17 protein-coding genes and 3 pseudogenes are annotated in these 23,247 nt (G+C 61.2%); 8 read left to right on the forward strand and 12 right to left on the reverse strand.

From position 1 onward, the window contains the following. The first annotated feature begins 14 nt into the window (after positions 1-14). On the forward strand, positions 15-3,113 hold the full coding sequence (locus tag AD663_RS16570) for an efflux RND transporter permease subunit (protein WP_053214170.1): 3,099 nt from the start codon (positions 15-17) through the stop codon (positions 3,111-3,113). Positions 3,114-3,942: 829 nt separating this feature from the next. On the opposite strand, the gene AD663_RS16575 is transcribed toward AD663_RS16570, so the two are convergent. From AD663_RS16575 to AD663_RS16590, 5 genes and pseudogenes are all read right to left on the reverse strand, one after another. Continuing rightward, a complete protein-coding gene (locus tag AD663_RS16575; protein ID WP_053214171.1) occupies positions 3,943-5,130 on the reverse strand; it encodes a pyridoxal phosphate-dependent aminotransferase in 1,188 nt (395 codons plus the stop codon). A gap of 41 nt (positions 5,131-5,171) precedes the next feature. Further along, a complete protein-coding gene (locus AD663_RS29640; protein ID WP_371261197.1) occupies positions 5,172-6,035 on the reverse strand; it encodes a methyl-accepting chemotaxis protein in 864 nt (287 codons plus the stop codon). Continuing rightward, a pseudogene (locus tag AD663_RS29645) lies at positions 6,027-6,797 on the reverse strand (MCP four helix bundle domain-containing protein); the annotation flags it as partial. The pseudogene AD663_RS29645 and the gene AD663_RS29640, both read right to left, overlap by 9 nt. Positions 6,798-6,981: 184 nt before the next feature. Continuing rightward, entirely contained in the window at positions 6,982-8,118 is a 1,137-nt protein-coding gene (locus tag AD663_RS16585) for a glycerate kinase (protein WP_053214172.1), read from the reverse strand. Between the two features lie 169 nt (positions 8,119-8,287). Next, positions 8,288-9,412 (reverse strand): sugar diacid recognition domain-containing protein, encoded by a 1,125-nt coding sequence (locus AD663_RS16590; RefSeq protein WP_003182924.1) that lies wholly within the window; start codon positions 9,410-9,412, stop codon positions 8,288-8,290. Positions 9,413-9,602: 190 nt separating this feature from the next. Here AD663_RS16590 and AD663_RS16595 point away from each other — a divergent pair, with 190 nt between their 5' ends. The 3 genes from AD663_RS16595 (at position 9,603) to rarD (ending at position 13,170) form a co-directional block, all read left to right on the forward strand. Further along, positions 9,603-10,913 carry an MFS transporter gene (locus tag AD663_RS16595; RefSeq protein WP_003182926.1) on the forward strand — a complete coding sequence of 437 codons (1,311 nt, stop codon included), beginning with the start codon at positions 9,603-9,605 and terminating at the stop codon, positions 10,911-10,913. Positions 10,914-11,106: 193 nt separating this feature from the next. After that, on the forward strand, positions 11,107-12,120 hold the full coding sequence (locus AD663_RS16600; protein ID WP_003182928.1) for an aldo/keto reductase: 1,014 nt from the start codon (positions 11,107-11,109) through the stop codon (positions 12,118-12,120). Positions 12,121-12,285: 165 nt separating this feature from the next. Continuing rightward, on the forward strand, positions 12,286-13,170 hold the full coding sequence (gene rarD, locus AD663_RS16605) for an EamA family transporter RarD (RefSeq protein WP_003182930.1): 885 nt from the start codon (positions 12,286-12,288) through the stop codon (positions 13,168-13,170). 174 nt (positions 13,171-13,344) lie between these two features. Here rarD and hppD read toward each other — a convergent pair whose 3' ends face one another. Beyond that, a complete protein-coding gene (gene hppD, locus AD663_RS16610) occupies positions 13,345-14,421 on the reverse strand; it encodes a 4-hydroxyphenylpyruvate dioxygenase (RefSeq protein ID WP_003182932.1) in 1,077 nt (358 codons plus the stop codon). 251 nt (positions 14,422-14,672) lie between these two features. Continuing rightward, positions 14,673-15,617 (reverse strand): DMT family transporter, encoded by a 945-nt coding sequence (locus tag AD663_RS16615; RefSeq protein ID WP_053214173.1) that lies wholly within the window; start codon positions 15,615-15,617, stop codon positions 14,673-14,675. Between the two features lie 80 nt (positions 15,618-15,697). On the opposite strand from AD663_RS16615, the gene AD663_RS16620 reads away from it, so the two are divergent. From AD663_RS16620 to AD663_RS16625, 3 genes and pseudogenes are all read left to right on the forward strand, one after another. Beyond that, positions 15,698-16,558, forward strand: a complete 861-nt coding sequence (locus AD663_RS16620; protein ID WP_053214174.1) for a LysR family transcriptional regulator — start codon at positions 15,698-15,700, stop codon at positions 16,556-16,558. An 85-nt stretch (positions 16,559-16,643) separates the two neighbouring features. Further along, positions 16,644-16,872 (forward strand): annotated as a pseudogene (locus AD663_RS29355) (hypothetical protein); the annotation flags it as partial. Positions 16,873-17,076: 204 nt separating this feature from the next. Then, positions 17,077-17,442: a histone-like nucleoid-structuring protein, MvaT/MvaU family gene (locus AD663_RS16625; protein WP_003182938.1), complete on the forward strand. Its 366-nt coding sequence runs from the start codon at positions 17,077-17,079 to the stop codon at positions 17,440-17,442. Between the two features lie 94 nt (positions 17,443-17,536). On the opposite strand, the gene AD663_RS16630 is transcribed toward AD663_RS16625, so the two are convergent. Then, the gene (locus AD663_RS16630; protein WP_003182940.1) at positions 17,537-18,070 is read right to left on the reverse strand and encodes a DUF4946 domain-containing protein; all 534 of its coding nucleotides are present in this window, start codon (positions 18,068-18,070) and stop codon (positions 17,537-17,539) included. 194 nt (positions 18,071-18,264) lie between these two features. On the opposite strand from AD663_RS16630, the gene gloA reads away from it, so the two are divergent. Continuing rightward, positions 18,265-18,786: a lactoylglutathione lyase gene (gene gloA, locus AD663_RS16635; protein ID WP_003182942.1), complete on the forward strand. Its 522-nt coding sequence runs from the start codon at positions 18,265-18,267 to the stop codon at positions 18,784-18,786. 173 nt (positions 18,787-18,959) lie between these two features. On the opposite strand, the gene ahpF is transcribed toward gloA, so the two are convergent. The 4 genes and pseudogenes from ahpF to AD663_RS29360 all read right to left on the reverse strand — a co-directional run. Next, positions 18,960-20,522 (reverse strand): alkyl hydroperoxide reductase subunit F, encoded by a 1,563-nt coding sequence (gene ahpF, locus AD663_RS16640; protein WP_003182944.1) that lies wholly within the window; start codon positions 20,520-20,522, stop codon positions 18,960-18,962. Between the two features lie 123 nt (positions 20,523-20,645). Beyond that, positions 20,646-21,209, reverse strand: coding sequence for an alkyl hydroperoxide reductase subunit C (gene ahpC, locus AD663_RS16645; protein ID WP_003182946.1), 564 nt, complete (start codon positions 21,207-21,209; stop codon positions 20,646-20,648). A gap of 171 nt (positions 21,210-21,380) precedes the next feature. Then, positions 21,381-22,736, reverse strand: coding sequence for a glutathione-disulfide reductase (gene gorA / locus AD663_RS16650; protein WP_003182948.1), 1,356 nt, complete (start codon positions 22,734-22,736; stop codon positions 21,381-21,383). Positions 22,737-23,077: 341 nt separating this feature from the next. Further along, a pseudogene (locus tag AD663_RS29360) lies at positions 23,078-23,247 on the reverse strand (group II intron reverse transcriptase/maturase); the annotation flags it as partial.

Raw genomic sequence — 23,247 nt, forward strand, 5'->3', positions numbered from 1 at the left:
GCAGGACGTTTCCTATGCCGCAGTTCTTTATCGACCGTCCCGTGTTCGCCTGGGTGGTCGCGCTGTTCATCCTGCTGGCCGGTGCGTTGGCCATCCCGAAGCTGCCGGTGGCGCAGTATCCTGACGTCGCGCCACCGCAGATCGAGATCTATGCGGTGTACCCGGGCGCCTCGGCGCAAACCGTGGACGAAAGCGTAGTCAGCCTGATCGAAGAAGAACTCAACGGCGCCGACAACCTGCTGTATTTCGGTTCCCAGAGCAGCCTGGGCAGCGCCACCATCACTGCGACTTTCCAGCCCGGCACCAACCCCGAACTGGCCCAGGTCGACGTACAGAATCGCCTCAAGGCCGTGGAGTCACGCCTGCCCCAATCGGTCACCCAGCAAGGTTTGCAGGTGGACAAGGTCTCGGCGGGTTTCCTGTTGCTCATCACCCTGACCTCCAGTGACGGCAAGCTTGACGACGTGGCCCTCAGCGATTACCTGGCGCGCAATGTGATGAATGAGATCAAGCGTCTGGACGGTGTCGGCAAGGCGCAGTTGTACGGGGCCGAACGGGCGATGCGGATTTGGATCGATCCGCAGAAATTGCTGAGCTTCAACCTGACCCCGGCCGACGTCAACGCGGCCATCGTGGCGCAGAACGCTCAGGTGTCGGCAGGCAGCATCGGCGACTTGCCGACCCGTACGACCCAGGAAATTACCGCGACGGTGCTGGTCAAGGGCCAACTGTCGACGCCCGAAGAATTCGCCGACATCGTGCTCAAGGCCAACCCCGACGGCTCGACCGTGCGCATCGCCGACGTCGCACGGGTAGAGGTCGGCAGCCAGGAATACCAATTTTCCACCCGCTTGAACGGCAAGCCGTCCACCGCCGTCAGCGTGCAATTGTCCCCCGGGGCCAATGCCGTGAGCACGGCAAACCGGGTGCGCCAGAAGATGGACGAACTGGCGCGCTATTTCCCGGCGGGTGTGGCGTACAAGATCCCGTACGACACGTCGCCTTTCGTCAAAGTCTCGATCACCAAGGTGGTCTATACCCTCGCCGAGGCGATGCTGCTGGTGTTCGCCGTGATGTTCCTGTTCCTGCAGAACGTGCGCTACACATTGATCCCGACATTGGTGGTACCGGTGGCGTTGATGGGCACCTTCGCCACGATGTTTGCCCTGGGTTTTTCCATCAACGTGCTGACCATGTTCGGCATGGTATTGGCCATCGGCATCCTGGTGGACGATGCCATCGTCGTGGTGGAAAACGTCGAGCGAATCATGGCCAGCGAAGGGTTGTCACCCAAGGAAGCCACGCGCAAGGCCATGCAGCAGATCACCGGGGCGATCATCGGCATCACCCTGGTACTGGTGGCGGTGTTCATCCCGATGGCGTTCATGCAAGGTTCGGTGGGGGTCATCTATCGGCAGTTCTCGCTGTCCATGGCCACGTCGATCCTGTTCTCGGCGTTCCTGGCATTGACGCTGACCCCGGCACTCTGCGCGACCCTGTTGAAACCGATCGCCCAGGGCGAACACCACGCCAAAGGTGGATTCTTCGGCTGGTTCAATCGGCGCTTCGACCAGTTGGGTGATCGCTATCAGGGCTGGGTGGCCTACGCGCTGAAACGCACCGGGCGCTACCTGCTGATCTACGGCGTGCTGTTGGTGGGCATGGGCCTGCTGTTCAGTCGCCTGCCCTCCTCTTTCCTGCCGGTGGAGGACCAGGGCTACACCATCACCGACATCCAATTGCCACCCGGCGCGAGCAAAAACCGCACGGTGCAAGTGGTTGAGCAGATCGAAGCCCACAACGCCGGTGAGCCCGGGGTGGGCGACAGCACGATAATCCTGGGCTTTAGCTTTTCCGGCAGCGGGCAAAACGCCGCATTGGCGTTCACCACCCTCAAGGACTGGTCGGAGCGCGGCAGCGATGACTCGGCCAGCGCCATTGCCGAGCGGGCCAACCAGGCGTTCGGCTCGATCAAGGACGCCATGGCCTTTGCCGTCCTCCCGCCGCCAGTGGATGGCTTGGGGACGTCCAGCGGTTTCGAGTTCCGCTTGCAGGACCGCGGCGCCCTTGGCCATGCCACGCTGATGCAAGCCCGCAGCGAACTGCTCGCTGCCGCGGAAAAAAGCCCGGTCTTGATGAACGTGCGCGAGAGCGCCCTGGCCGAAGCGCCGCAAGTACAACTGGAAGTGGACCGCAAGCAGGCCAACGCCCTGGGCGTATCCTTTGCCGACGTCGGCAGTGTGCTGGCGACCGCCGTGGGCTCGACCTACATCAATGACTTCCCCAATCAGGGTCGCATGCAGCGGGTGGTGGTCCAGGCTGAAGGCGATCAACGCAGCCAGGTCGCCGACCTGTTGAAGATCCACGTGCGCAACGACGCCGGAAAAATGGTGCCGCTGTCAGCCTTTGTCCAGGCCCGGTGGACCCAGGGTCCGGCTCAACTGACCCGGTACAACGGCTACCCGGCGATCAGTATCTCCGGCGAACCGGCCCCCGGTCACAGCACCGGCGAGGCCATGGCGGAAATCGAACGGCTGGTGGCCCAGGGGCCGGCGGGCCTGGGCCAGGAATGGACCGGGCTGTCCTTGCAGGAACGTCTGTCCGGCAGCCAGGCGCCTGTTTTGCTGGGCCTGTCGCTGCTGGTGGTGTTCCTGTGCCTGGCGGCGCTCTATGAGAGCTGGTCGATCCCCACCTCGGTGCTGCTGGTGGTACCGCTGGGCGTGCTCGGCGCGGTGCTGGCGGTGTCGCTGCGCGGCATGCCCAACGATGTGTTCTTCAAGGTCGGGCTGGTCACCATCATCGGGCTGTCGGCGAAGAATGCGATCCTGATCATCGAGTTTGCCAAGAGCCTGTACGACGAAGGCCACGATCTGATCGACGCCACGCTCCAGGCCGCGCGCCTGCGTTTGCGGCCGATCATCATGACTTCCCTGGCGTTCATTCTCGGCGTGGTGCCTCTGGCGATCGCTACCGGGGCCAGCTCGGCGAGCCAGCAGGCCATCGGTACGGGGGTGATTGGCGGGATGATCACCGCAACGTTGGCGGTGGTGTTTGTGCCGGTGTTTTTCGTGACGGTGATGAGGCTTGTGCGTAGATCCAGCAAGCAGCGTTGAATCTGAGGGAACGAGGCTGATTGTGATTTTATAGTTTGTGTGTATATCCGTTTTTTTGGTAACGGCTGCTTAGGGTTCCGCCCTTACGGCGGGTCACTTTTGGAAGAGCGCCAAAAGTAACCAAAAGCGCTTTGCCCCACCACTCGGTGCCTCGCTAGGGCTCGGCATGCCCGAACGCAGGCATTGCTCCGTGGGCCCGCCGCGAAGGGTCATCCATGACCCAGCGCGGCTATCCCGGCATCCATGCCGGGATGCCCACTACGCAATGCCTGCGTTCGGCCAGCGTGGTTTAACGGGGCGTCCAGATCAAGGTCAAGGTCAAGGTCAAGGTCAAGGTCAAGGTCAAGGTCAAGGTCAAGATCCAGATCCAGATCCAGATCCAGATCCAGATCCAGATCCAGATCTAAAGCAAAGCAAGAGCAGGGCGCCCCCCAGCATCTTTATAGCTGAACCACCGCTATCGCGAGCAAGCTCGGTCCCACAGAAGAAACGCGGTCCCAAAAAAACAGGTCGGCTCTCAGGCCGCCTCGCGGTGGACGTTGATCTCGGCGCCCCGTTAACCACGCTGGCCGAACGTAGATATTGCGTAGTGGGCACCTCGGCATGGATGCCGAGGTAGCCGCGCTGGGCCATGGATGGCCCTTCGCGGCGGCCCACGGAGCAATGCCGGAGTGAGGGCATGCCGAGCATTAGCGAGGCACCGAGTGGTGGGGCAAAAGCGTTTTGGTTACTTTTGCGCTTCTCAAAAGTGACCCGCTGTAAGAGCGGAACCGCCAGCAGCCGTTACCAAAAAAACGGATATACACACAAACCATAACTCCGCGATCCCTCAAGCCCGCCGCTCCCGCAGCAACCCCTCCGTACACAGGACAATCCGTCGGCACGCATCCGCCAGTTTCGCCTGATCGACCACCAACCCAATCCGTATATGCCCCGCCGCACTGGGCCCGAACGCCTCGCCGGCCAGCACCGACACGCCATAGCCGTCCAGCAGCCGCTCGGCGAAGCCCTGGGCGCCGAGGCCAGTCTGGCGCACGTCGACCATTACAAACATGCCGCCATCGGGTCGCACCGGCTTGAGGCCAGGGCAGTCGGCCAACGCGGCGCAGACCAGATCCCGGCGTTGGCGATACTCCTCGCGCATCAGCGTCACCTCCGGCAGATCCTGTTCCAGTGCGACCTGGGCAGCCCGCTGCACAAAATCCGGCAAGCCAAACAGCATGCACAGCGACAGGTTCGCCAAGTGCCCGGCCAACGACTGCGGACCGATCACCCAACCGATACGCCATCCGGTCATGGCGTGAGACTTGGACAGGCTGTTGATGGTGGCGGTGCGCTCGGCCATGCCCGGCAGGCTCGCCGGACTGATGTGTTCGCCTTCGTACAACAAGTCGCTGTAGACCTCATCGCTGATCAGCCACAAATCATGCTCGATGCACAACTTCGCCAGGGCTTGCCAGATAGGCAATCGCAGGCTCGCGCCAGACGGGTTATTGGGACTGTTGAGCAACATCGCCCGGGTGCGTGGCGTGACCAGGCGAGCGACATCGGCCGGCTCGACCCGGAAACCGTTCTCCGGACGCACCGCCACCGGCACCACTTTCGCCCCGCAGGCACCAAACACCGCTTCATAAGTGACGTACATCGGCTCGGCGACGATCACTTCATCCCCAGGGTCGAGCAGGCATTGCGCGACCGCATACACCGCGCATTGCGCACCCGGCAGCACGGTGACATGGCTTGCATCCACGCCCTGGCCGCAACGCTGGCGATGGCGCCGGGCAATGCTGGTACGCAAGGAATGCAGGCCACGAATATCCGAATAATGCGTGTCGCCGGCCCGCAGACTGCCCACCGCCGCATCGACAATGGCCCGCGGCGTATCGAAGTCTGGATCGCCCACCGACAACAGCAACACATCCATGCCCCGCTCACGCATGGCCAGCGCCCGATCATGAATATCCCAGGCAGCGGCACCCTCGCCGATGATGCGTTGGGTCAAGGCTGAAAAGCGCATGTACGTCTCCTGATTGCGCGAGGTCCAGCCTCAACCCTATCTCAAATTACAAACCGCGCCACCATCGCATTCAAACCCACCGCCAGGCGCGACAGTTCGTGGGTGGCGTCGCTGGTCTGTTTCGCGCCGCTGGCCGACTGGGTGGCGAGGTCGCGGATGTTGACCAGGTTGCGGTCCACTTCACGGGAGACCTGGGCCTGTTCTTCCGACGCGCTGGCGATGACCAGGTTGCGTTCGTTGATCTGGTGGATCGATTGAGTGATCTGCTCCAGGGCTACGCCCGCGGCCCGGGCCATTTCCAGGGTGCTCTGGGTGCGCTGGTTGCTCTGTTGCATCGATTGCACGGCCTGGCCGGTGCCGTTCTGGATGCCCGCGACCATTTTTTCGATTTCCTGGGTCGACTGCGCGGTGCGATGGGCCAGGGCCCGGACTTCGTCGGCCACCACTGCGAAACCGCGTCCGGCCTCCCCGGCGCGGGCGGCTTCGATGGCGGCGTTGAGGGCCAGCAGGTTGGTCTGTTCGGCGATGGCGCGAATCACATCCAGTACTTTACCGATGTCACGGCCCTGCACCGCCAGGCCTTCGATCATCGACGCGGTGTTTTGCACATCATGGGTCATGGTCTGGATCGCATCGACGGTTTCCACCACCCGGGTGCGGCCTTCTTGGGCGGCCTGGGTCGACTGGTTCGAGGCTTCGGAGGTAGACACCGCATTACGGGCCACTTCCTCAACGGCAGCGGTCATTTCGTTGACAGCCGTGGCGGCCTGTTCGATTTCGTTGTGCTGTTGTTGCAAGCCACGAGAAGACTCCTGGGTCACCGCGCTCAATTCTTCGGCCGCAGCGCCCAATTGGGTGGCTGAACCGGCGATCTGCTCGATGGTCTGGCGCAGGCTGCCCTGCATGGCGGCCAAGGCTTGGAGCAAGCGGCCGGGCTCGTCCTTGCCATCGTCGGTTATAACCTGGACCAGGTTCCCGCCGGCAATCGTGCGTGCGGCTTCCAAGGCCCGGTTGAGCGGCGCGACGATGCTGCGGGTCAGCAGCAGCGCCAGCACCACAGTGGCCAGCGCGGCAATGATCGAGACGATGATAATGCCGGTGAGGGCGCTGTTGTAGTTTTCACCTGCCTTGGCTGATGCGTCGCCGGCGCTGGCCACGCTCATCGCGATCAGCTTGTTGAGCTGCTCGCCCATCAAGTCGGTGCCTTCCTTGATCCGCGTATTAATATGAGTGCGCAACTGCTCGATCTTGTCCTGGCGCGACAGCTCCAACATTTCTTTCTGAGCTTGCAGGTATTTATCAAGCGTCGCGGAAAAAGCCTTGTACAGCTCCGCCTCTTCAGGAGAAGTCGTCAGGGCCCCATAGCTTTTGTTGGCCTTGAGCAGTTTTTCCACCAGCACGCCGATGCGGCTGTCCGCTTCCGTCAGGCTGGCCGGGTCCCGGTTGACCAGGATGCGGAACGAGAGGATGCGCATACGCAGCACGTTTTCCATCACGTTGGCGAGGTAGCCGACGCTGGGTACCTGAATCTGCTCCATGTCCAGTGACGCCTGGCGGATGACCGACATGCGATTGGCGGCGAAGACGCCCAGGATAATCACCAACAACGCAATGACGGTGAAACCGAGAAAGGCTCGGGGCGCGATGTTCAGGCTGCGTAGGGACATGGGAAGACCTCGGGGGTGGTGGAGCGTCCATGCCAAAAGCGCATCGATTGGGATAATTGTTGTACGCCTGACTGGTTATCGGCTGGGCTTTAGAGTTTTTGCAGGGGGATGTAAAAAAATATTTCCCGAGGGGTGCGTGGCAAGGAAGCTTGCTTCATTGCCACGTGTGCGGTTCCCAGCCGTTTTATCGGTGCGCCACCCGCCAGAGCCGTGCAATGTCCTCGGCGCGCTCGCTCAACAAGCGCGCGGCATCGGCACAGGCCTCTTGCAGGGTCATCGGGCCATTGGCCAAGGCAAAAGCTGCGTCGATACCATGCTCGTACAACGCCTGGTAACCCTCCCCCAGCGTGCCGGCGATGACCAACACCGGGACGCCGCGCTGGCGGGCGATGCGGGCCACGCCAAAAGGGGTTTTGCCGCGCAGGGTCTGGGCGTCGAAACGGCCTTCGCCCGTGATGACCAGGTCGGCGCCGTCGATGGCAGCGGCCAACCCAGTCAGCTGGGCGACGACATCCACGCCGGTACGAAATTGAGCGCCCAGGAACGCCTTGGCTGCGAAGCCCAGGCCGCCGGCGGCGCCGCTGCCCGGTTCGTCGCGCACATCCTTGTCCAAGGCTTGGGCGCAGTGTTCGGCGAAGTGCCCCAAGGCCCGATCAAGTTCCTGCACCTGCTCGGCCGAGGCGCCTTTCTGCGGGCCGAAAACCGCCGATGCCCCGTGGGGACCGCACAACGGGTTATCGACATCGGCAGCGATTTCGAAGCGCACTCGGGCCAGGCGTGGGTCCAGGCCACTCAGGTCGATACGCGACAGCTTCGCCAGGGCCAGGCCGCCGGGAGAGAGGGGTTGGTCGTGTTCATCCAGCAAGGCCAGGCCCAAGGCCTGCATCGCGCCGGCACCGGCATCGTTGGTGGCGCTGCCGCCGATCGCCAGGATGACGTGCCCGGCGCCTTCATCCAGGGCGGCACGAATCAACTCGCCAGTGCCATAGGTGCTGCTGGCACAGGCGTCCCGCTGGCCTGGCGGCACCAACTGCAAGCCACTGGCCTCGGCCATCTCGATGATCGCCGTGCGGCTGCTGGCCAACCAGCCCCAGCGCGCCTCGACGGGAGCCCCCAGCGGGCCTCGAACTCGGGTGCTGCGCCATTCTCCGTTGCAGGCGGCGAGCACCGATTCCACCGTCCCTTCCCCACCATCGGCCATCGGGCACTTGATCAACTGCGCATCCGGCCATACCCGGGCCAATCCCAGGGCAATGGCATCGGCGACACCCTGGGCGCTGAGGCTGTCCTTGAACGAGTCGGGGGCGATGATTATTTTCATATTATTCTCCGGTTCCGATGCACAGCATGCTGCCAGCTGAGCGCAGCCGTGACGCCGGTCTGGCGCACAAAAGACACCGGGCATTATTGTTCAATTTCACAAACACCGGTTTGGTTGGGATGCTGCAGGGGCTGGTGGCCTCATCGCGAGCAAGCCCGCTCCCACAGGGCTATTTGGCTACCTCTGGGTTTTGTGGCAACAGCTGCACTCCCAAGTACAACGCCAGCATCCCATCCAGCCGCAACGGATCGACCCCGCTGAGTTCGGCAATGCGCTCCATGCGGTAGCGCAGGCTGTTGCGGTGGATGCCCAGGGCTTCGGCGCAGGCCTGGCTCTGGCCATCGTGTTCACACCAACTGCGCAAGGTCGCGAGCAACTGGCCGTTGCTGTCCTTGGCGATGACCCTGCGCAGCGGTGCCAGCAATTCGTCCAGGGCGTCGTCGCTGCGATGGCGCCAGAGCATCACCGGCAGGCGATAACGGCTGAGGGCCAGTAACCGTGACTGGGGCAACACATCGCGTCCGTAAGCCAGCAAGTCCCCGACCCTTCGGTAGCAACGGCGCAGGCCCGCCAGCCCTTCGGCCTGACCGCCCACCGCCACGCGCGAGATATTCCAGCCCAACCCGTCGAGCTTGGCCAGCAACCGCTCATTTTCCACCGAAGCGGTCACCGGGCGGCACCAAAGCAGCGAGGATTTCGACGAGGTCAGGCACCAACTGTCGGGGTAACGCGACATCAGCCAGGCGCTCAGCGTCTCCACAGTCTGCCCAGGCCCATGCTCCAGCCCCAGTTCGAACAGATAAGGCACTCGTGATAACTGTGGCTTGAGTCCCATCTGCCGCGCTTCGTCCAGCAGGCGCGGCGAGTCCCCGGCGTCTCCCAGCAATAACGCCAGCAGATCGTCACAACGCTGGCGCCGCCATTGCTGCTCGGCCTGCTGGTTACGCTGGCCCACCAGCATTTCGGCGGTCATGCGCACCAGTTCGGCATAGGTACGCAACTGCGCAGGCTCACCCGTGATACCGAGGACGCCGATCAATCGTTGGTCAAACATCAGCGGAAGATTGATCCCCGGCTGCACGCCCTTGAGGTGAGCCGCGGTGTGCTCGTCGATTTCTACCACCCGCCCATTGGCCAGGACCAGTTGCGCACCTTCGTGCCTCGTATTGACGCGCTCGCGCTCACCGCTGCCGAGGATCAGGCCCTGGTTGTCCATGACGTTGACGTTATACGGCAGGATCGCCATCGCCCGGTCGACGATGTCCTGCGCCAGGTCGTGATCGAGTTCGAACATGGGCGGTGTTCCTTGCAAGCGGCATTATTGTTTTGAGTAGGATGCGCCACGCGATTGGTCAGGCGCACAGGGTCTGCATTCAAACCCTGTGCCCAGGCACAAAGACACGGGACCTTGGGCTGGCCGAGACTCAAGGGGCGGTCAACGTTACCCCTTGGCTCGCAAAAATCATAATAAAGAGAGACCCGCCATGTCCCAGAGCGCAGCTGCATTCCTGGCTACCCCCGACGAAAAGAATACGGTCTACAAACGCATCACCCTGCGTTTGATCCCGTTCATCTTCATCTGCTACCTGTTCAACTACCTCGACCGCGTCAACGTTGGCTTCGCCAAGTTGCAGATGCTCGACGCGTTGAAATTCAGCGAAACCGTGTACGGCCTCGGCGCCGGAATTTTCTTCATCGGCTACGTGCTGTGTGGCGTACCGAGCAACCTGGCCCTGACCAAATTCGGCCCGCGGCGCTGGATCGCCTTGATGATGGTCACTTGGGGCACGCTGTCGACCTGCCTGCTGTTCGTCACCACCCCCACCGAGTTCTATACCTTGCGGCTGTTCACCGGCGCAGCCGAAGCCGGGTTCTTCCCGGGCGTGGTGCTGTACCTCTCGCAATGGTTCCCGACGTTCCGACGGGGCCGGATCATGGCGTTGTTCATGTCCGCCATTCCGGTGTCCGGCTTGTTGGGCAGTCCGTTTTCCGGCTGGATCCTCAACCATTTCGGCGCAGGCCAGGGCGGTCTGGCCGGCTGGCAGTGGATGTTCCTGCTCCAGGGCATCCCGACGGTGATTCTTGGCGCCCTGGCGTTTTTCCTGCTCAGCGACACCTTCGCCAACGCCAAGTGGCTGACCGATCAGGAACGCGCCGTGCTCACCGCCGACCATGCCGAAGACCTGGCCAACAAGCCGAAAACCACCACCGACTCGCTGCTGGCAGTGTTCAAGAACCCGGCGATCTGGGCCTTTGGCCTGGTGTATTTCTGCATTCAGAGCGGCGTCTACGCGATCAACTTCTGGCTGCCGTCGATCATCAAGAGCCTGGGCTTCAGCGATAACCTGGTGATCGGCTGGCTGAGCGCGATTCCGTACCTGCTGGCGGCGGTGTTCATGTTGTTGGTGGGCCGCTCGGCGGATCTGCGCAAGGAACGTCGCTGGCACCTGGTGGTGCCGATGCTGATGGGCGCGGCCGGACTGCTCATCGCTGTCAATTTCGCCACCACGCCGGCCATCGCCATCATCGGCTTGTCCATCGCCACCATGGGCGCCCTCACCGGCCTGCCGATGTTCTGGCCGGTGCCCACCGCCCTGCTCAGCGCCGGCGCGGCCGCCGGTGGGCTGGCGCTGATCAATTCCATGGGCCAGATGGCCGGTTTCCTCAGCCCGTACCTGGTGGGCTGGGTCAAGGACGCCACCGGCTCGACCGACGCCGCGTTGTACGTGCTGGCGGGCGTGATTGTCTGCGGCAGCCTGCTGGCGTTGCGCATGACCCGCACCCTGCGAGCCTGACACTCTTTTTCCCTATGGGAGCGCGCTTGCTCGCGATTGCGTCAGGTCAGCCAACATCTTTATAGGCTGGTTCATCGCCTTCGCGAGCAAGCCCGCTCCCACAAGTGATTTGGGGTGTTCGAGAAATCTGTTTGATCCGTGCGCCTGTTCTGGGGTTTGATTGGGCCTTTCCCATGGATGAAAGGATCTTGTCATGAGTTACCGCACGCTAGGCCAATCCGGGTTGCAAGTCTCGACGCTGACCCTGGGCACCATGATGTTCGGCGAGCAGACCAGCACCGAGGACTCGCTGCGGATCATCGGCAAGGCCTGGGACCAGGGCATCAATTTCATCGACACGGCCGACGTGTACAGCAACGGTCGCTCCGAAGAGATTGTCGGCGAGGCGATCGCCAGCCATCGCCAGGAATGGGTGCTGGCCACCAAGGTCGGCTTCGGCCCGGCGGACGGCGTGCCCAACCGCAGCGGCCTGAGCCGCAAGCACTTGTTCAACGGCATCGAGGCCAGCCTCACGCGCCTGGGCACCGACTACCTGGACATCTACTACCTGCACCGCGAAGACCACAACACGCCGTTGCACGTCACCGTATCGGCCATTGGCGATTTGATTCGCCAGGGCAAGATCCGCTACTGGGGCCTGTCGAACTACCGTGGCTGGCGCATCGCCGAGGTGATTCGGATCGCCGACAGCCTGGGCATCGACCGGCCGGTGATCAGTCAGCCGCTGTACAACATCGTCAACCGCCAGGCGGAAACCGAGCAAATCACCGCCGCGCAGAATTACGGCCTCGGCGTGGTGCCCTTCAGCCCCCTGGCCCGAGGCGTGCTCAGCGGCAAGTACGCGCCAGACGTGGCACCGGACGCCAACAGCCGCGCCGGCCGCCAGGACAAGCGCATCCTGGAAACCGAATGGCGGGTCGAGTCCCTGCGCATTGCCCAGCAAATTCTCCAATACACCCAGGGCCGGGGCGTGGGCATCGTCGAATTCGCCATTGCCTGGGTGTTGAACAACCGGGCCGTGACCTCAGCCATCGTCGGACCGCGCACCGAGCAGCAGTGGGATTCGTACACCAAGGCGCAGGCCGTGCAGATCACGGCGGAAGATGAAGCCTTCATCGATTCGCTGGTGACGCCGGGGCATGCTTCGACGCCAGGGTTCAACGACGTTAGCCATTTCGTGCCGGGGCGAGTGCCGCGCACGTCATAATCATTCATCGAAACAACCAACGTGGCGAGGGAGCTTGCTCCCGCTGGGCCGCGAAGCGGACCCTTAAGTTGCGGCCGCTTCGCAGCCGAGCGGGAGCAAGCTCCCTCGCCACACATCAACTCGCACTTTACGGTGCTCCAACCCCATCAATAATAAGAGGCATCCGTGTCCAAAGGCATCGCTCTATCGGTCTCGGCCTCTGCCCTGTTCGCCGTCATGTATTACTACACCTCGCTGCTCTCGCCCCTGACCGGCGTGGAGATTTTCGGCTGGCGCATGCTGCTGACGATGCCGTGCATGACCGCATTCATGCTGGTTGCGCGGGAGTGGGGACTTGTCACGGCGCTGGTCCGGCGACTGATCGCCACGCCGCGGCTGCTGATCGGCGCAATGGCCTCTTCGGCGCTGATGGGCGCCCAGTTGTGGCTATTCATGTGGGCACCGCTCAACGGCTACAGCCTGGACGTATCGCTGGGGTATTTCCTGTTGCCACTGTCGATGGTCCTGACCGGCCGCATCGTCTACGGCGAACGGCTTTCCTATTTGCAAAAAGTCGCCGTGTTCTTTGCCATCCTCGGGGTGTTCAACGAGTTGTACCAAGTGGGCGGGTTCTCCTGGGCGACCTTGCTGGTGGTGATCGGCTACCCGATCTATTTCATCCTGCGCAAACGTCTCAAGACCGATAACCTCGGCGGGCTCTGGCTGGACATGACGCTGATGCTGCCCGTGGCACTCTGGTTCGTGCAAAGCGGTGAACAAGGATTCGCCGTGTTCGACCAGTACCCGTGGCTGTCGCTGCTCATCCCGTTGCTCGGGGTCATCAGCGCTTCTGCCCTGGTCTCGTACATCGTCGCCAGTCGGCTGCTGCCGTTCAGCCTGTTCGGCTTGTTGAGTTATGTCGAACCGGTGCTGCTGCTGGGCGTGGCGCTGCTGTTGGGCGAAAGCATCAAGACCGGTGAATGGCTGACCTACATCCCGATCTGGATGGCGGTGGCGGTGCTGGTATTCGAAGGGTTCAAGCATCTGGTGCGGCAGCGGCGCAGGGCTTGAGGCCTCCACCGAACCTGTGGGAGCGGGCTTGCTCGCGAAATCGGAGTGTCAGGCACCATGGTATCGACTGATACTCCGCTTTCGCGAGCAAGCCCGCTCCCACCCTGGGCCTTGTCGTTCAACAAAAAGCCCGCCCGGCATCACTGCCGGGCGGGCTTTTTTTGGGCTCAGGTATTACTCGGTCGCCAGCACGCCACGACGCACCTGGTCCCGCTCGATGGATTCGAACAGTGCTTTGAAGTTGCCTTCGCCGAAGCCATCGTCGCCCTTGCGCTGGATGAATTCGAAGAACACCGGCCCCATCAGGGTTTCCGAGAAGATTTGCAGCAACAGGCGCTTGTCGCCCTGCTCCGAAGCACCGTCCAGCAAGATGCCCCGCGCTTGCAGTTCGTCCACCGGTTCGCCATGGTTCGGCAGGCGGCCTTCGAGCATTTCGTAGTAGGTGTCCGGCGGCGCGGTCATGAAGCGCATGCCGATGCCCTTGAGCTGGTCCCAGGTCTTGATCAGGTCGTCGGTCAGGAAAGCCACGTGCTGGATGCCCTCGCCGTTGAACTGCATCAGGAACTCTTCGATCTGCCCGGCGCCCTTGGACGATTCTTCGTTCAGCGGGATGCGGATCATGCCATCCGGGGCGGTCATGGCCTTGGAGGTCAGGCCGGTGTATTCGCCCTTGATGTCGAAGTAACGGATCTCGCGGAAGTTGAACAGTTTCTCGTAGAAGCCGGCCCAGTAGGCCATGCGCCCGCGATAGACGTTGTGGGTCAGGTGGTCGATGATTTTCAGGCCTGCGCCCACCGGGTTGCGGTCGACGCCTTCAAGAAACACGAAGTCGATGTCATAGATCGAGCTGCCATCGCCGAAACGGTCGATCAGGTACAGCGGCGCGCCGCCGATGCCCTTGATCGCCGGAAGGTTCAGCTCCATCGGGCCGGTCTCGATGTGGATCGGCTGGGCACCGAGTTCCAAGGCACGCTTGAAGGCTTTTTGCGAATCCTTGACCCGGAACGCCATGCCGCATACCGACGGGCCGTGCTCGGCCGCAAAGTAAGACGCCACGCTGTGGGGTTCGTTGTTGAGGATCAGGTTGATCGCGCCCTGGCGATACAGGTGCACGTCCTTGGAGCGGTGGGTGGCCACCTTGGTGAAGCCCATGATCTCGAAGATCGGCTCCAGGGTGTTGGGAGTCGGCGATGCGAACTCGATGAATTCAAAGCCCATCAGGCCCATTGGGTTTTCGTATAGATCGGCCATGTCGGCGCCTCATTATTCTTATCAATTAACAGAAAAACGTTAGTTGCTAGTCATGTCGAGGGCATGCGGTGGCGCGCAGGAGATACCGCGAACGCTGCGGGCGAGGAAATCGCCGTAGATCAGTTGAAACCCAAGTATCTTCATTGTCGACCCAAGGCTCTCGCGGGCGAGGCTTCTGCTGCCAGAAGACGTTATTCTTATATGCGTAAATCGATTCTACACAGCGTAACCGGATTTGTCCGCCTCCTGTATCAAATCGCCTTTTCCGCCGACCGCGCAAGGGGTTTGTTGCACAGGAAAATGCCTGCCAGGATCAACCCGCCACCCAGGCACATCAGCGACGTGAACCGTTCGTCCAACAGCAGCGCTCCCAACAGCACCGCCGTCAATGGGTTGAGCGCAATGAACACACCCGAACGGGTTGCGCCGATGCGGCGAATGCCGTCGTACCAGGCGATGTACGCCAGGGCCGACCCCAACACGCCGAGATAGAGCAGGCTCAGCCATTGGCGAATGTCCAACCCGCGCAAGGGTTCGAGGCCAATCTCGCCGGTAGCCCCGCAGGCCAGCCACAACATCAGCGTACCCAGCAGAATCGACCACGTCACGGTCTGCAACGGACCCAGGCTGTCGTTCAGGCTTCTGGAAAACAGTGAGTAGACGCCCCAGCCCAGCACGCAGCCGAAAATCAACAGATCGCCGATCCAGCCCTGCGCTGCGTCCTGCAACAAGGACGGATCACGGCTGACGATCACCAATCCCGCCCCGCCGATGCACAATACGATACCCGCCACTTTCAAACGGCCCAGCCGTTCCTTGAACAACCACCAGGACGCCAGCCCGATCACGGCCGGGTTCAGGGCCACGATCAGCGAGGCCCGCGACGCGTTGATGTATCGCAAGCCATAGAAAAAGCACAGGTTATAAAAAAAGATGCCGAAGAACCCCAGCGTGGCCAATTGCAGCAACTGCCTGGCGCTGGGCCTGACCAGCGGGACCCGCGCCAGCGCAAGGAATAACAGCAGCGCGAGGCTGGCGAGCAGAAAGCGCAGGCTGGCGGCGAGCAGCGGTGCCAAGGCGTCGGACAGAATCCTGCCGGCCACGAAAGTCCCGCCCCAGATCATGGTGACCATGGCGAGCTTCAGGTAGACCGGCAGGTCTGAAGATATGGGAAGAGCTTGTTCGACCGTTTTCATGATTCACCACAGTGACGCGCATTGTGCAGATACCGTATTGTCCGACTCATGTTTAATCATCGTAAAATGAGTAATCACTCATGACCCTCACCCAACTCGAAATCTTCTCCCTGGTCGCCGAGCTGCGTGGCTTTACCGCTGCGGCCACACGACTGGGTATCGGCCAATCAGCGGTGTCCCATGCCATCAAGTCACTGGAGCAAGAGCTGGGAGTGGATTTGCTCAGGCGCCATCAATCCCACGTGGAACTCAGCGACATCGGCGAGCAATTGCTGTTGCGGGCCCGGGCCATGCTCGGCCTGGCCAACACCTTGCGCCAGGAAGCCGCCGACGCCCGTGGCATGCGCCGTGGCACCTTGCGCATCGGCTCGTTCGGGCCAACGTCTTCGATGAAGCTGTTGCCGGCCATCCTGCGACGCTACCGCGCCATGCATCCGGGTATCGAAGTGCACATCGACGAGGGGCCGGATCGGCAAGTCATCCAATGGCTGGACGAGCGGCGAATCGACGTTGGCTTCGTGGTGCTGCCCGAGGACCGTTTCGATACATTCCCGTTGTTGGAAGACCAGATGGTTGCCCTGCTGCCCACCGCCCATCCCCTCGCCGCCCAGGCCAGCCTGAGTCTCAAGGACCTGTGCAGCGATCCCTTCGTGCTCACCGAGGCCGGATCGTCGGAGCTGGTTTCGCGGCTGTTCAATGCCGCCCGGCTGACACCGAACGTGCGCTTTCGCTGCGCACAGCTGCTTAGCACCTTGGATGTGGTCCGGCGTGGCGAGGCGGTGAGCGTGGTTTCCGAAGGCTCGCTGCCGGAGGGCGACAACCCGGGTTTCGTCGCACGGCCATTGTCGCCACGAGTACCGCGGCAGATCGGCCTCGCCGTATTGGACAGCCGCCAGGCCTCCCCTGCCACGCTGGCGTTCATCGAGCTGGCCCGACAGTAATTCCGATACAACATCGAACCTGGGGGCGAGCTTGCTCGCGAAAGCGTCGGGTCAGCCAAACATGGGCCAACGGGTCCACCCAGCGGGCTCGATTGCATGGGTGCTGGAGTTGACCGAGCGCGAGCTGATCGAACCTACGCCGCTTACTCAGCAGTTGTTCAGTCAGCTCGAAACCGCCGAACAAAGTGACTACCTGGCCGCCCCATGGGGTGAACTTTCTGCAGGGTTATCAATTTGACCGCCCTATTAGCGCAGAGGATTTCATTGAGGCGGTAGCCCGACTAAATGGCATTAAGCCGCCGCCGATCTATTGACGAGCACAGGCCAACTGATAAAAAGCTCGCTCTTTGTTACATAACGAAAAAGTTACGATTTACACTTATCGGTTTAACTACTACAATTTTTTTACCTGTGATCAATAGCAGGAGATTCATTATCACCGAGTCGCTTCAAGGCGCTTGGCTTATAGCTTTGTTTGCGGTTGGTATCAGCCAAATATTCTGATTGGAGTAACGATTTTGTCCAGACTCGCTGAATTTCGTGCAGCCGAAAAGGCCCTTCAAGAACAGCTCAAGCAGCTGGAATCACTGAAGAACGATGCAGGGCTCAAGAAGGAAATCGAATTTGAAGAGAAGCTCCAGGGCTTGATGAAGACCTACGGCAAGAGCCTGCGCGACATCGTCGCGATCCTTGACCCGAACCCGTCCAAGACCAACCTGCAGTCGAACAAGCCCGTCAAGACCCGCCGTGCCCGCGTGGTAAAGGTCTACCAGAACCCGCACACCGGCGAGTTGATCGAGACCAAGGGCGGCAACCACCGCGGCCTGAAAGCCTGGAAGGAACAATACGGCGCCGCCACCGTCGATTCATGGTTGCGTGGTTGAAAGCTGCGGCGATGCAAAAAAGCCCCGAGTACATTCGGGGCTTTTTCATGGGGCTGAACTTTGGGATTAATCCCAAGGTATAACGCTGCAAGCCTTAGAGTTTCAGGCTGTTGCGTACTGACTGTATTTCATCCTGGCTTTCAACAAAGACCTGCGCCTGTCCTGCATAGGACAGCACATACGCCTTGCCCTCATTTAGTGCCGCAACGAGTGCCTGGGACAATACATGTCGTCCGTTCTGCGTGATTGTGCAAGTGGTTTCCAATGCAGTTACGCCGCCTAACATGGAAGGGTGGATTTTAGTGCACACACTTTGGTAACCGCCCTGGAAAAAATCCTTCTGGATCGACTTGCGCATTTCCAGCAACACGCCTTCCAAGTTGACCTGATGATCGGGCTCGACGGGAGTCGTGGTCAGTTCCATGACCATCACGGCGTTACCTGCCGGATCACTCTTGGTCGCCCGTTGTCGCTGGGCCGCCGGCATGCCCTGCGGAGCAGTGGCGTCGGAAGACAACGGTTCGACGATCCACCCCTGCGGCCATGTGACCTGCGGTTCGGTCGCCGGGGCACCACTGGCGACAGCGGCAGACAGCAGGACAAACAGCGAAAGGAACAGTCGAATCATTGCATGGGTACTCAGGGACGAATCGTGAAGTCTGAAGCCCGAGGCAGAACCAGGCAATAGCCACATGCGGTTTGGCGATGCCACGCCCCTTGCGTATCATGGTCGCACCTGCAAGGAAGCCGCCCAGCGCAAGCCAAGGAACCGTCGCAGCCAGGTTGCGGCGCCGTTTGCCCCACTTCATTTCCGGAGGGCCCATGAGCCTGCACGAACTCAATACTTTTCCCGGCGTCACCGCCCAACCCGACGTCGCCACGGCCAAATTCGTTTTCAACCACACCATGTTGCGGGTCAAGGACATTACCAAGTCCCTGGATTTCTACACCCGGGTACTGGGTTTCTCCCTGGTGGAAAAACGCGACTTCCCGGAAGCCGAATTCAGCCTGTATTTCCTCGCCCTGGTGGACAAGAACCAGATTCCAGCGGATGCCGCGGCCCGTACCGAATGGATGAAATCGATTCCCGGCATCCTGGAACTGACCCACAACCACGGCACCGAAACCGACCCGGCGTTCGCCTACCACAACGGCAACACTGACCCGCGCGGGTTCGGCCACATCTGCATCTCGGTCCCGGACATCGTCGCCGCCTGCGAGCGCTTCGAAGCACTGGGCTGCGACTTCCAAAAGCGCCTGACCGACGGCCGCATGAAAAGCCTGGCCTTCATCAAGGACCCGGATGGCTACTGGGTCGAAATCATCCAGCCAGCACCGCTGTAACGGGACTGATGCCCATTGGGAGCGAACTTGCTCGCGATGAAGGCAGCACATTCAGTATTGATGCAAGCTGGCCCACCGTCCTCGCGAGTAAGCTCGCTCCTACAGAATAATGGGTGATAAAAAACCCCATGAGCCAAGGCCCATGGGGTTTTGTTTTTTCCGCTGTCGGCTGCTTAGGCCGGCGCAGAGGTGCGGATCAAGTGATCGAAGGCGCTCAGCGAAGCCTTGGCCCCTTCACCGACGGCGATCACGATCTGCTTGTACGGCACGGTGGTCACGTCACCGGCGGCGAACACGCCAGGGATCGATGTTTCACCCCGGGCGTCGACGATGATCTCGCCACGGGGCGAGAGCTCGACGGTGCCTTTGAGCCAATCGGTGTTGGGCAGCAGGCCGATCTGCACAAAGATCCCTTCCAGTGCTACGTCGCGCACCTCACCGCTTGGACGGTCCTTGTAGCGCAAGCCGGTAACCTTCTGGCCATCCCCCGTCACTTCGGTGGTCTGGGCGTTGGTAATCACCGTCACGTTCGGCAGGCTGTGCAGCTTGCGTTGCAATACCGCGTCGGCGCGCAATTGCACATCGAACTCCAGCAAGGTGACATGGGCCACGATACCCGCGAGGTCGATGGCCGCTTCGACGCCGGAGTTACCACCGCCAATCACCGCCACGCGCTTGCCCTTGAACAACGGACCATCGCAGTGCGGGCAGTAGGCCACGCCCTTGTTGCGGTACTGCTGCTCGCCCGGCACGTTCATTTCACGCCAGCGGGCGCCGGTCGCCAGGATCACGGTCCGGGCCTTCAGGCTCGCACCACTGGCGAACTTGACTTCGTGCAGTGCGCCTTCCTTGCCGGGTAGCAATGCATCGGCGCGTTGCAGGTTCATGATGTCCACGTCGTACTGCTTGACGTGTTCTTCCAGGGCAACGGCCAGTTTCGGCCCTTCGGTTTCCTGGACTGAGATGAAGTTCTCGATGGCCATGGTGTCCAGCACCTGGCCGCCGAAACGCTCGGCTGCCACACCGGTGCGAATGCCTTTACGGGCCGCGTAGATCGCCGCCGAAGCCCCCGCTGGGCCACCGCCGACCACCAGCACATCAAAGGCATCCTTGGCGCTGATTTTCTCGGCCTGGCGTTCGATGCCGCTGGTGTCGATCTTGGCAAGGATCTCTTCCAGGCCCATGCGGCCCTGGCCGAAGTTCACGCCGTTCAGGTAAACGCTTGGCACGGCCATGATCTGGCGCTCATCGACTTCGGCCTGGAACAGCGCACCGTCGATTGCAACGTGGTGAACGTTCGGGTTCAACACGGCCATCAAGTTCAGCGCCTGGACCACGTCCGGGCAGTTCTGGCAGGACAGCGAGAAATAAGTCTCGAAGTGGAACTCGCCTTTGAGGGCGCGGATCTGTTCGATCACTTCGACACTGGCCTTCGAGGGGTGGCCACCAACTTGCAGCAAGGCCAGCACCAACGAAGTGAATTCGTGGCCCATGGGAATGCCGGCAAAACGCAGGCTGATATCGGCTCCCGGGCGATTCAACGAAAACGATGGCGTGCGCGCATCGGTGCCGTTGTCGAGCAAGGTAATCTGGCTGGAAAGACTGGCAACGTCTTTAAGTAACGCAAGCATTTCCTGGGATTTCGCACCGTCGTCGAGGGATGCAACGATCTCGATCGGCTGGGTGACCCGTTCCAGGTAAGACTTCAACTGAGCTTTAAGATTGGCGTCCAACATACGGGCGATTTCCATGTTTGAATTTCAGAAAAAACAACGCCCGAGCAAATCTCGCCCGGGCGTTTTTTGGGGGCGGTGCGGCTTGTTTAAGTGCGGGTGACCGCCCTCAAAGGACTCACGGTCTTAGATCTTGCCAACCAGGTCCAGGGACGGAGCCAGGGTGGCCTCGCCTTCTTTCCACTTGGCTGGGCAGACTTCGCCCGGGTGAGCGGCAACGTACTGAGCGGCCTTGACCTTGCGCAGCAGCTCGGAGGCGTCACGGCCTACGCCGCCGTCGTTGATTTCAACGATCTTGATCTGGCCTTCAGGGTTGATCACGAAGGTACCGCGGTCAGCCAGGCCGACTTCTTCGATCAGCACGTCGAAGTTGCGGGAGATCACGTGGGTCGGGTCGCCAATCATGGTGTACTGGATCTTGCCGATGGCTGGCGAGGTGTTGTGCCAGGCTGCGTGGGCAAAATGGGTATCGGTCGAAACGCTGTAGACCTCGACGCCCAGTTTCTGGAATTCGGCGTAGTTGTCGGCCAGGTCTTCCAGCTCGGTTGGGCAAACGAAGGTGAAGTCAGCTGGGTAGAAGAACACGACGGACCACTTGCCTTTCAGGTCGGCGTCCGATACTTCGACGAATGCGCCGTTTTTGAAGGCGGTAGCGTTGAACGGTTTAACTTGGCTGTTGATGATAGGCATCGATGTTTCTCCATCAGGGTTTGAAAAGTTGATGGAGGAATCTTACTCATTCATTCCCGGGCTGGCTCATTGGCAAACCTCATGTAAATGATTGGTTTTGGCTATCAGGAATCTATATAGATAGAAGAAATCTGTAGGCGCGAGAAAAGTCTCCAGCGCCTACAGATAGGGTCAGGCGGTGGGCGTACGCATGGTCACGAATTCCTCGGCGGCGGTCGGATGCACGCCGATGGTTTCGTCGAAATCACGCTTGGTGGCGCCCGCTTTCAACGCGATGGCCAAGCCTTGGACAATTTCCCCGGCATCCGGCCCGACCATGTGGCAACCCAGCACCTTATCGGTTTGGGCATCCACCACGACCTTCATCAAGGTGCGTTCCTGGCATTCGGTCAGGGTGAGCTTCATCGGCCGGAAGCGGCTTTCGAACACCTGCACCTCATGCCCCTCCTCCCGCGCCTGCTCTTCGGTCAACCCAACCGTACCGATATTCGGCAGGCTGAACACGGCCGTGGGAATCATGCGGTAATCCACCAGGCGATACTGCTCGGGCTTGAACAAACGCCGCGCAACCGCCATGCCCTCGGCCAGGGCCACGGGCGTGAGCTGGACACGACCGATCACATCGCCGATGGCCAGGATCGATGGCTCAGTGGTCTCGTATTTTTCGTTGACCTGGACAAAGCCCTTTTCATCCAGCGTGACAGCGGTGTTTTCCAGGCCGAGATTGTCGAGCATCGGCCGCCGACCGGTGGCGTAGAACACACAGTCGGTGAGCAATATGCGACCGTCCTTGAGTGTCACCTTAAGGCTGCCATCGTCCTGTTTGTCGATGCGCTCGATGTCAGCATTGAATTGCAGGTCCAGGCCCCGGCGGGTCAGTTCCTCCGCCAGATGCTTGCGCACCGCACCGTCAAAGCCGCGCAGGAACAGCTCACCGCGATACAGCAAGGACGCCTGCGCGCCCATGCCGTGGAAGATCCCTGCGAACTCCACCGCGATGTAGCCGCCACCGACGACAATCACACGCTTGGGCAGGTCCTTGAGGAAAAACGCCTCGTTGGAACTGATGGCATGCTCGCGCCCCGGAATGTCCGGGATCACCGGCCAGCCGCCCGTGGCGATCAGGATGTGCCGGGCGGTGTGGCGCTGGCCGTTGATCTCGACCTCGTTGGGCCCGGTCAGCCTGGCATGCCCCTCGTGTAGCACCACGCCGCTGTTGACCAGCAGGTTGCGATAAATCCCGTTGAGGCGATTGATCTCGCGGTCCTTGTTGGCGATCAACGTGGCCCAGTCGAAACTCGCCTTTCCCGCCGTCCAGCCATAGGCCGACGCCTGCTCGAAATCCTCAGCGTAATGCGCGCCGTAGACCAGCAGCTTTTTCGGCACACAACCCACGTTCACGCAGGTGCCGCCCAGGTAGCGACTTTCCGCCACGGCCACTTTCGCCCCGAAACCGGCGGCGAACCGTGCAGCCCGTACACCACCGGAACCGGCGCCAATCACATACAAGTCAAAATCGTAGGCCATTTCTATCTCCTTCGGCAGGCCACCAGCATACCCGCTGTTTTCACCTGAGGCAGCGATGCTGTTGGTTATGGGGGCGGAAAATGAAAAAGCCAGCTGGACTTCGCAACTGGCCTCTTGCCTGGACAGGACAGCCCCTGTGGCGAGGGAGCTTGCTCCCGCTCGGCTGCGCAGCAGTCGTCGCTTTTGGGGTCGCTTCGCGCCCAACGGGAGCAAGCTCCCTCGCCACGGGTGACTCGCTACCTAAGATTTTCCAATCGGCATAGGGGGCGGCCTTCATAGGCCGCTCCCCTGCCACACCACCCGGCATGCGGGTCCGCACCGGGCGGTTCGAGAGATTGAGGTTATGAGAGTCGCACCAGACCCAGCCTGTCGAACCATGCCACATCCAGCACTCGGTTAAGCTCAAAGCGGCTATTACGCCACCAACTACGTGAGTTAGCCGCCACTTTCCGTGCGGTTTGGGCGCTGGCCCCCAAGGCCCGCAGTTCGCGATAGATCGTCGGTCCACGCC

The organism is Pseudomonas sp. Q12-87 (assembly GCF_001269755.1).
In the GTDB taxonomy this organism is placed as follows: Bacteria; Pseudomonadota; Gammaproteobacteria; order Pseudomonadales; family Pseudomonadaceae; genus Aquipseudomonas; species Aquipseudomonas fluorescens_S.

Bases quoted from the DNA above. Each gene is read 5' to 3' on its own strand.
- AD663_RS16620 (WP_053214174.1), top strand. From the start codon at position 15,698: ATGACCCTCACCCAACTCGAAATCTTCTCCCTGGTCGCCGAGCTGCGT.
- AD663_RS16595 (WP_003182926.1), top strand. From the start codon at position 9,603: ATGTCCCAGAGCGCAGCTGCATTCCTGGCTACCCCCGACGAAAAGAAT.
- hppD (WP_003182932.1), bottom strand. From the start codon at position 14,421: ATGGCCGATCTATACGAAAACCCAATGGGCCTGATGGGCTTTGAATTC.
- AD663_RS16575 (WP_053214171.1), bottom strand. From the start codon at position 5,130: ATGCGCTTTTCAGCCTTGACCCAACGCATCATCGGCGAGGGTGCCGCT.
- ahpF (WP_003182944.1), bottom strand. From the start codon at position 20,522: ATGTTGGACGCCAATCTTAAAGCTCAGTTGAAGTCTTACCTGGAACGG.
- AD663_RS16585 (WP_053214172.1), bottom strand. From the start codon at position 8,118: ATGAAAATAATCATCGCCCCCGACTCGTTCAAGGACAGCCTCAGCGCC.
- ahpC (WP_003182946.1), bottom strand. From the start codon at position 21,209: ATGCCTATCATCAACAGCCAAGTTAAACCGTTCAACGCTACCGCCTTC.
- AD663_RS16630 (WP_003182940.1), bottom strand. From the start codon at position 18,070: ATGATTCGACTGTTCCTTTCGCTGTTTGTCCTGCTGTCTGCCGCTGTC.
- AD663_RS16570 (WP_053214170.1), top strand. From the start codon at position 15: ATGCCGCAGTTCTTTATCGACCGTCCCGTGTTCGCCTGGGTGGTCGCG.
- gorA (WP_003182948.1), bottom strand. From the start codon at position 22,736: ATGGCCTACGATTTTGACTTGTATGTGATTGGCGCCGGTTCCGGTGGT.
- gloA (WP_003182942.1), top strand. From the start codon at position 18,265: ATGAGCCTGCACGAACTCAATACTTTTCCCGGCGTCACCGCCCAACCC.
- AD663_RS29640 (WP_371261197.1), bottom strand. From the start codon at position 6,035: ATGCAGGGCAGCCTGCGCCAGACCATCGAGCAGATCGCCGGTTCAGCC.
- AD663_RS16615 (WP_053214173.1), bottom strand. From the start codon at position 15,617: ATGAAAACGGTCGAACAAGCTCTTCCCATATCTTCAGACCTGCCGGTC.
- AD663_RS16600 (WP_003182928.1), top strand. From the start codon at position 11,107: ATGAGTTACCGCACGCTAGGCCAATCCGGGTTGCAAGTCTCGACGCTG.
- AD663_RS16590 (WP_003182924.1), bottom strand. From the start codon at position 9,412: ATGTTCGAACTCGATCACGACCTGGCGCAGGACATCGTCGACCGGGCG.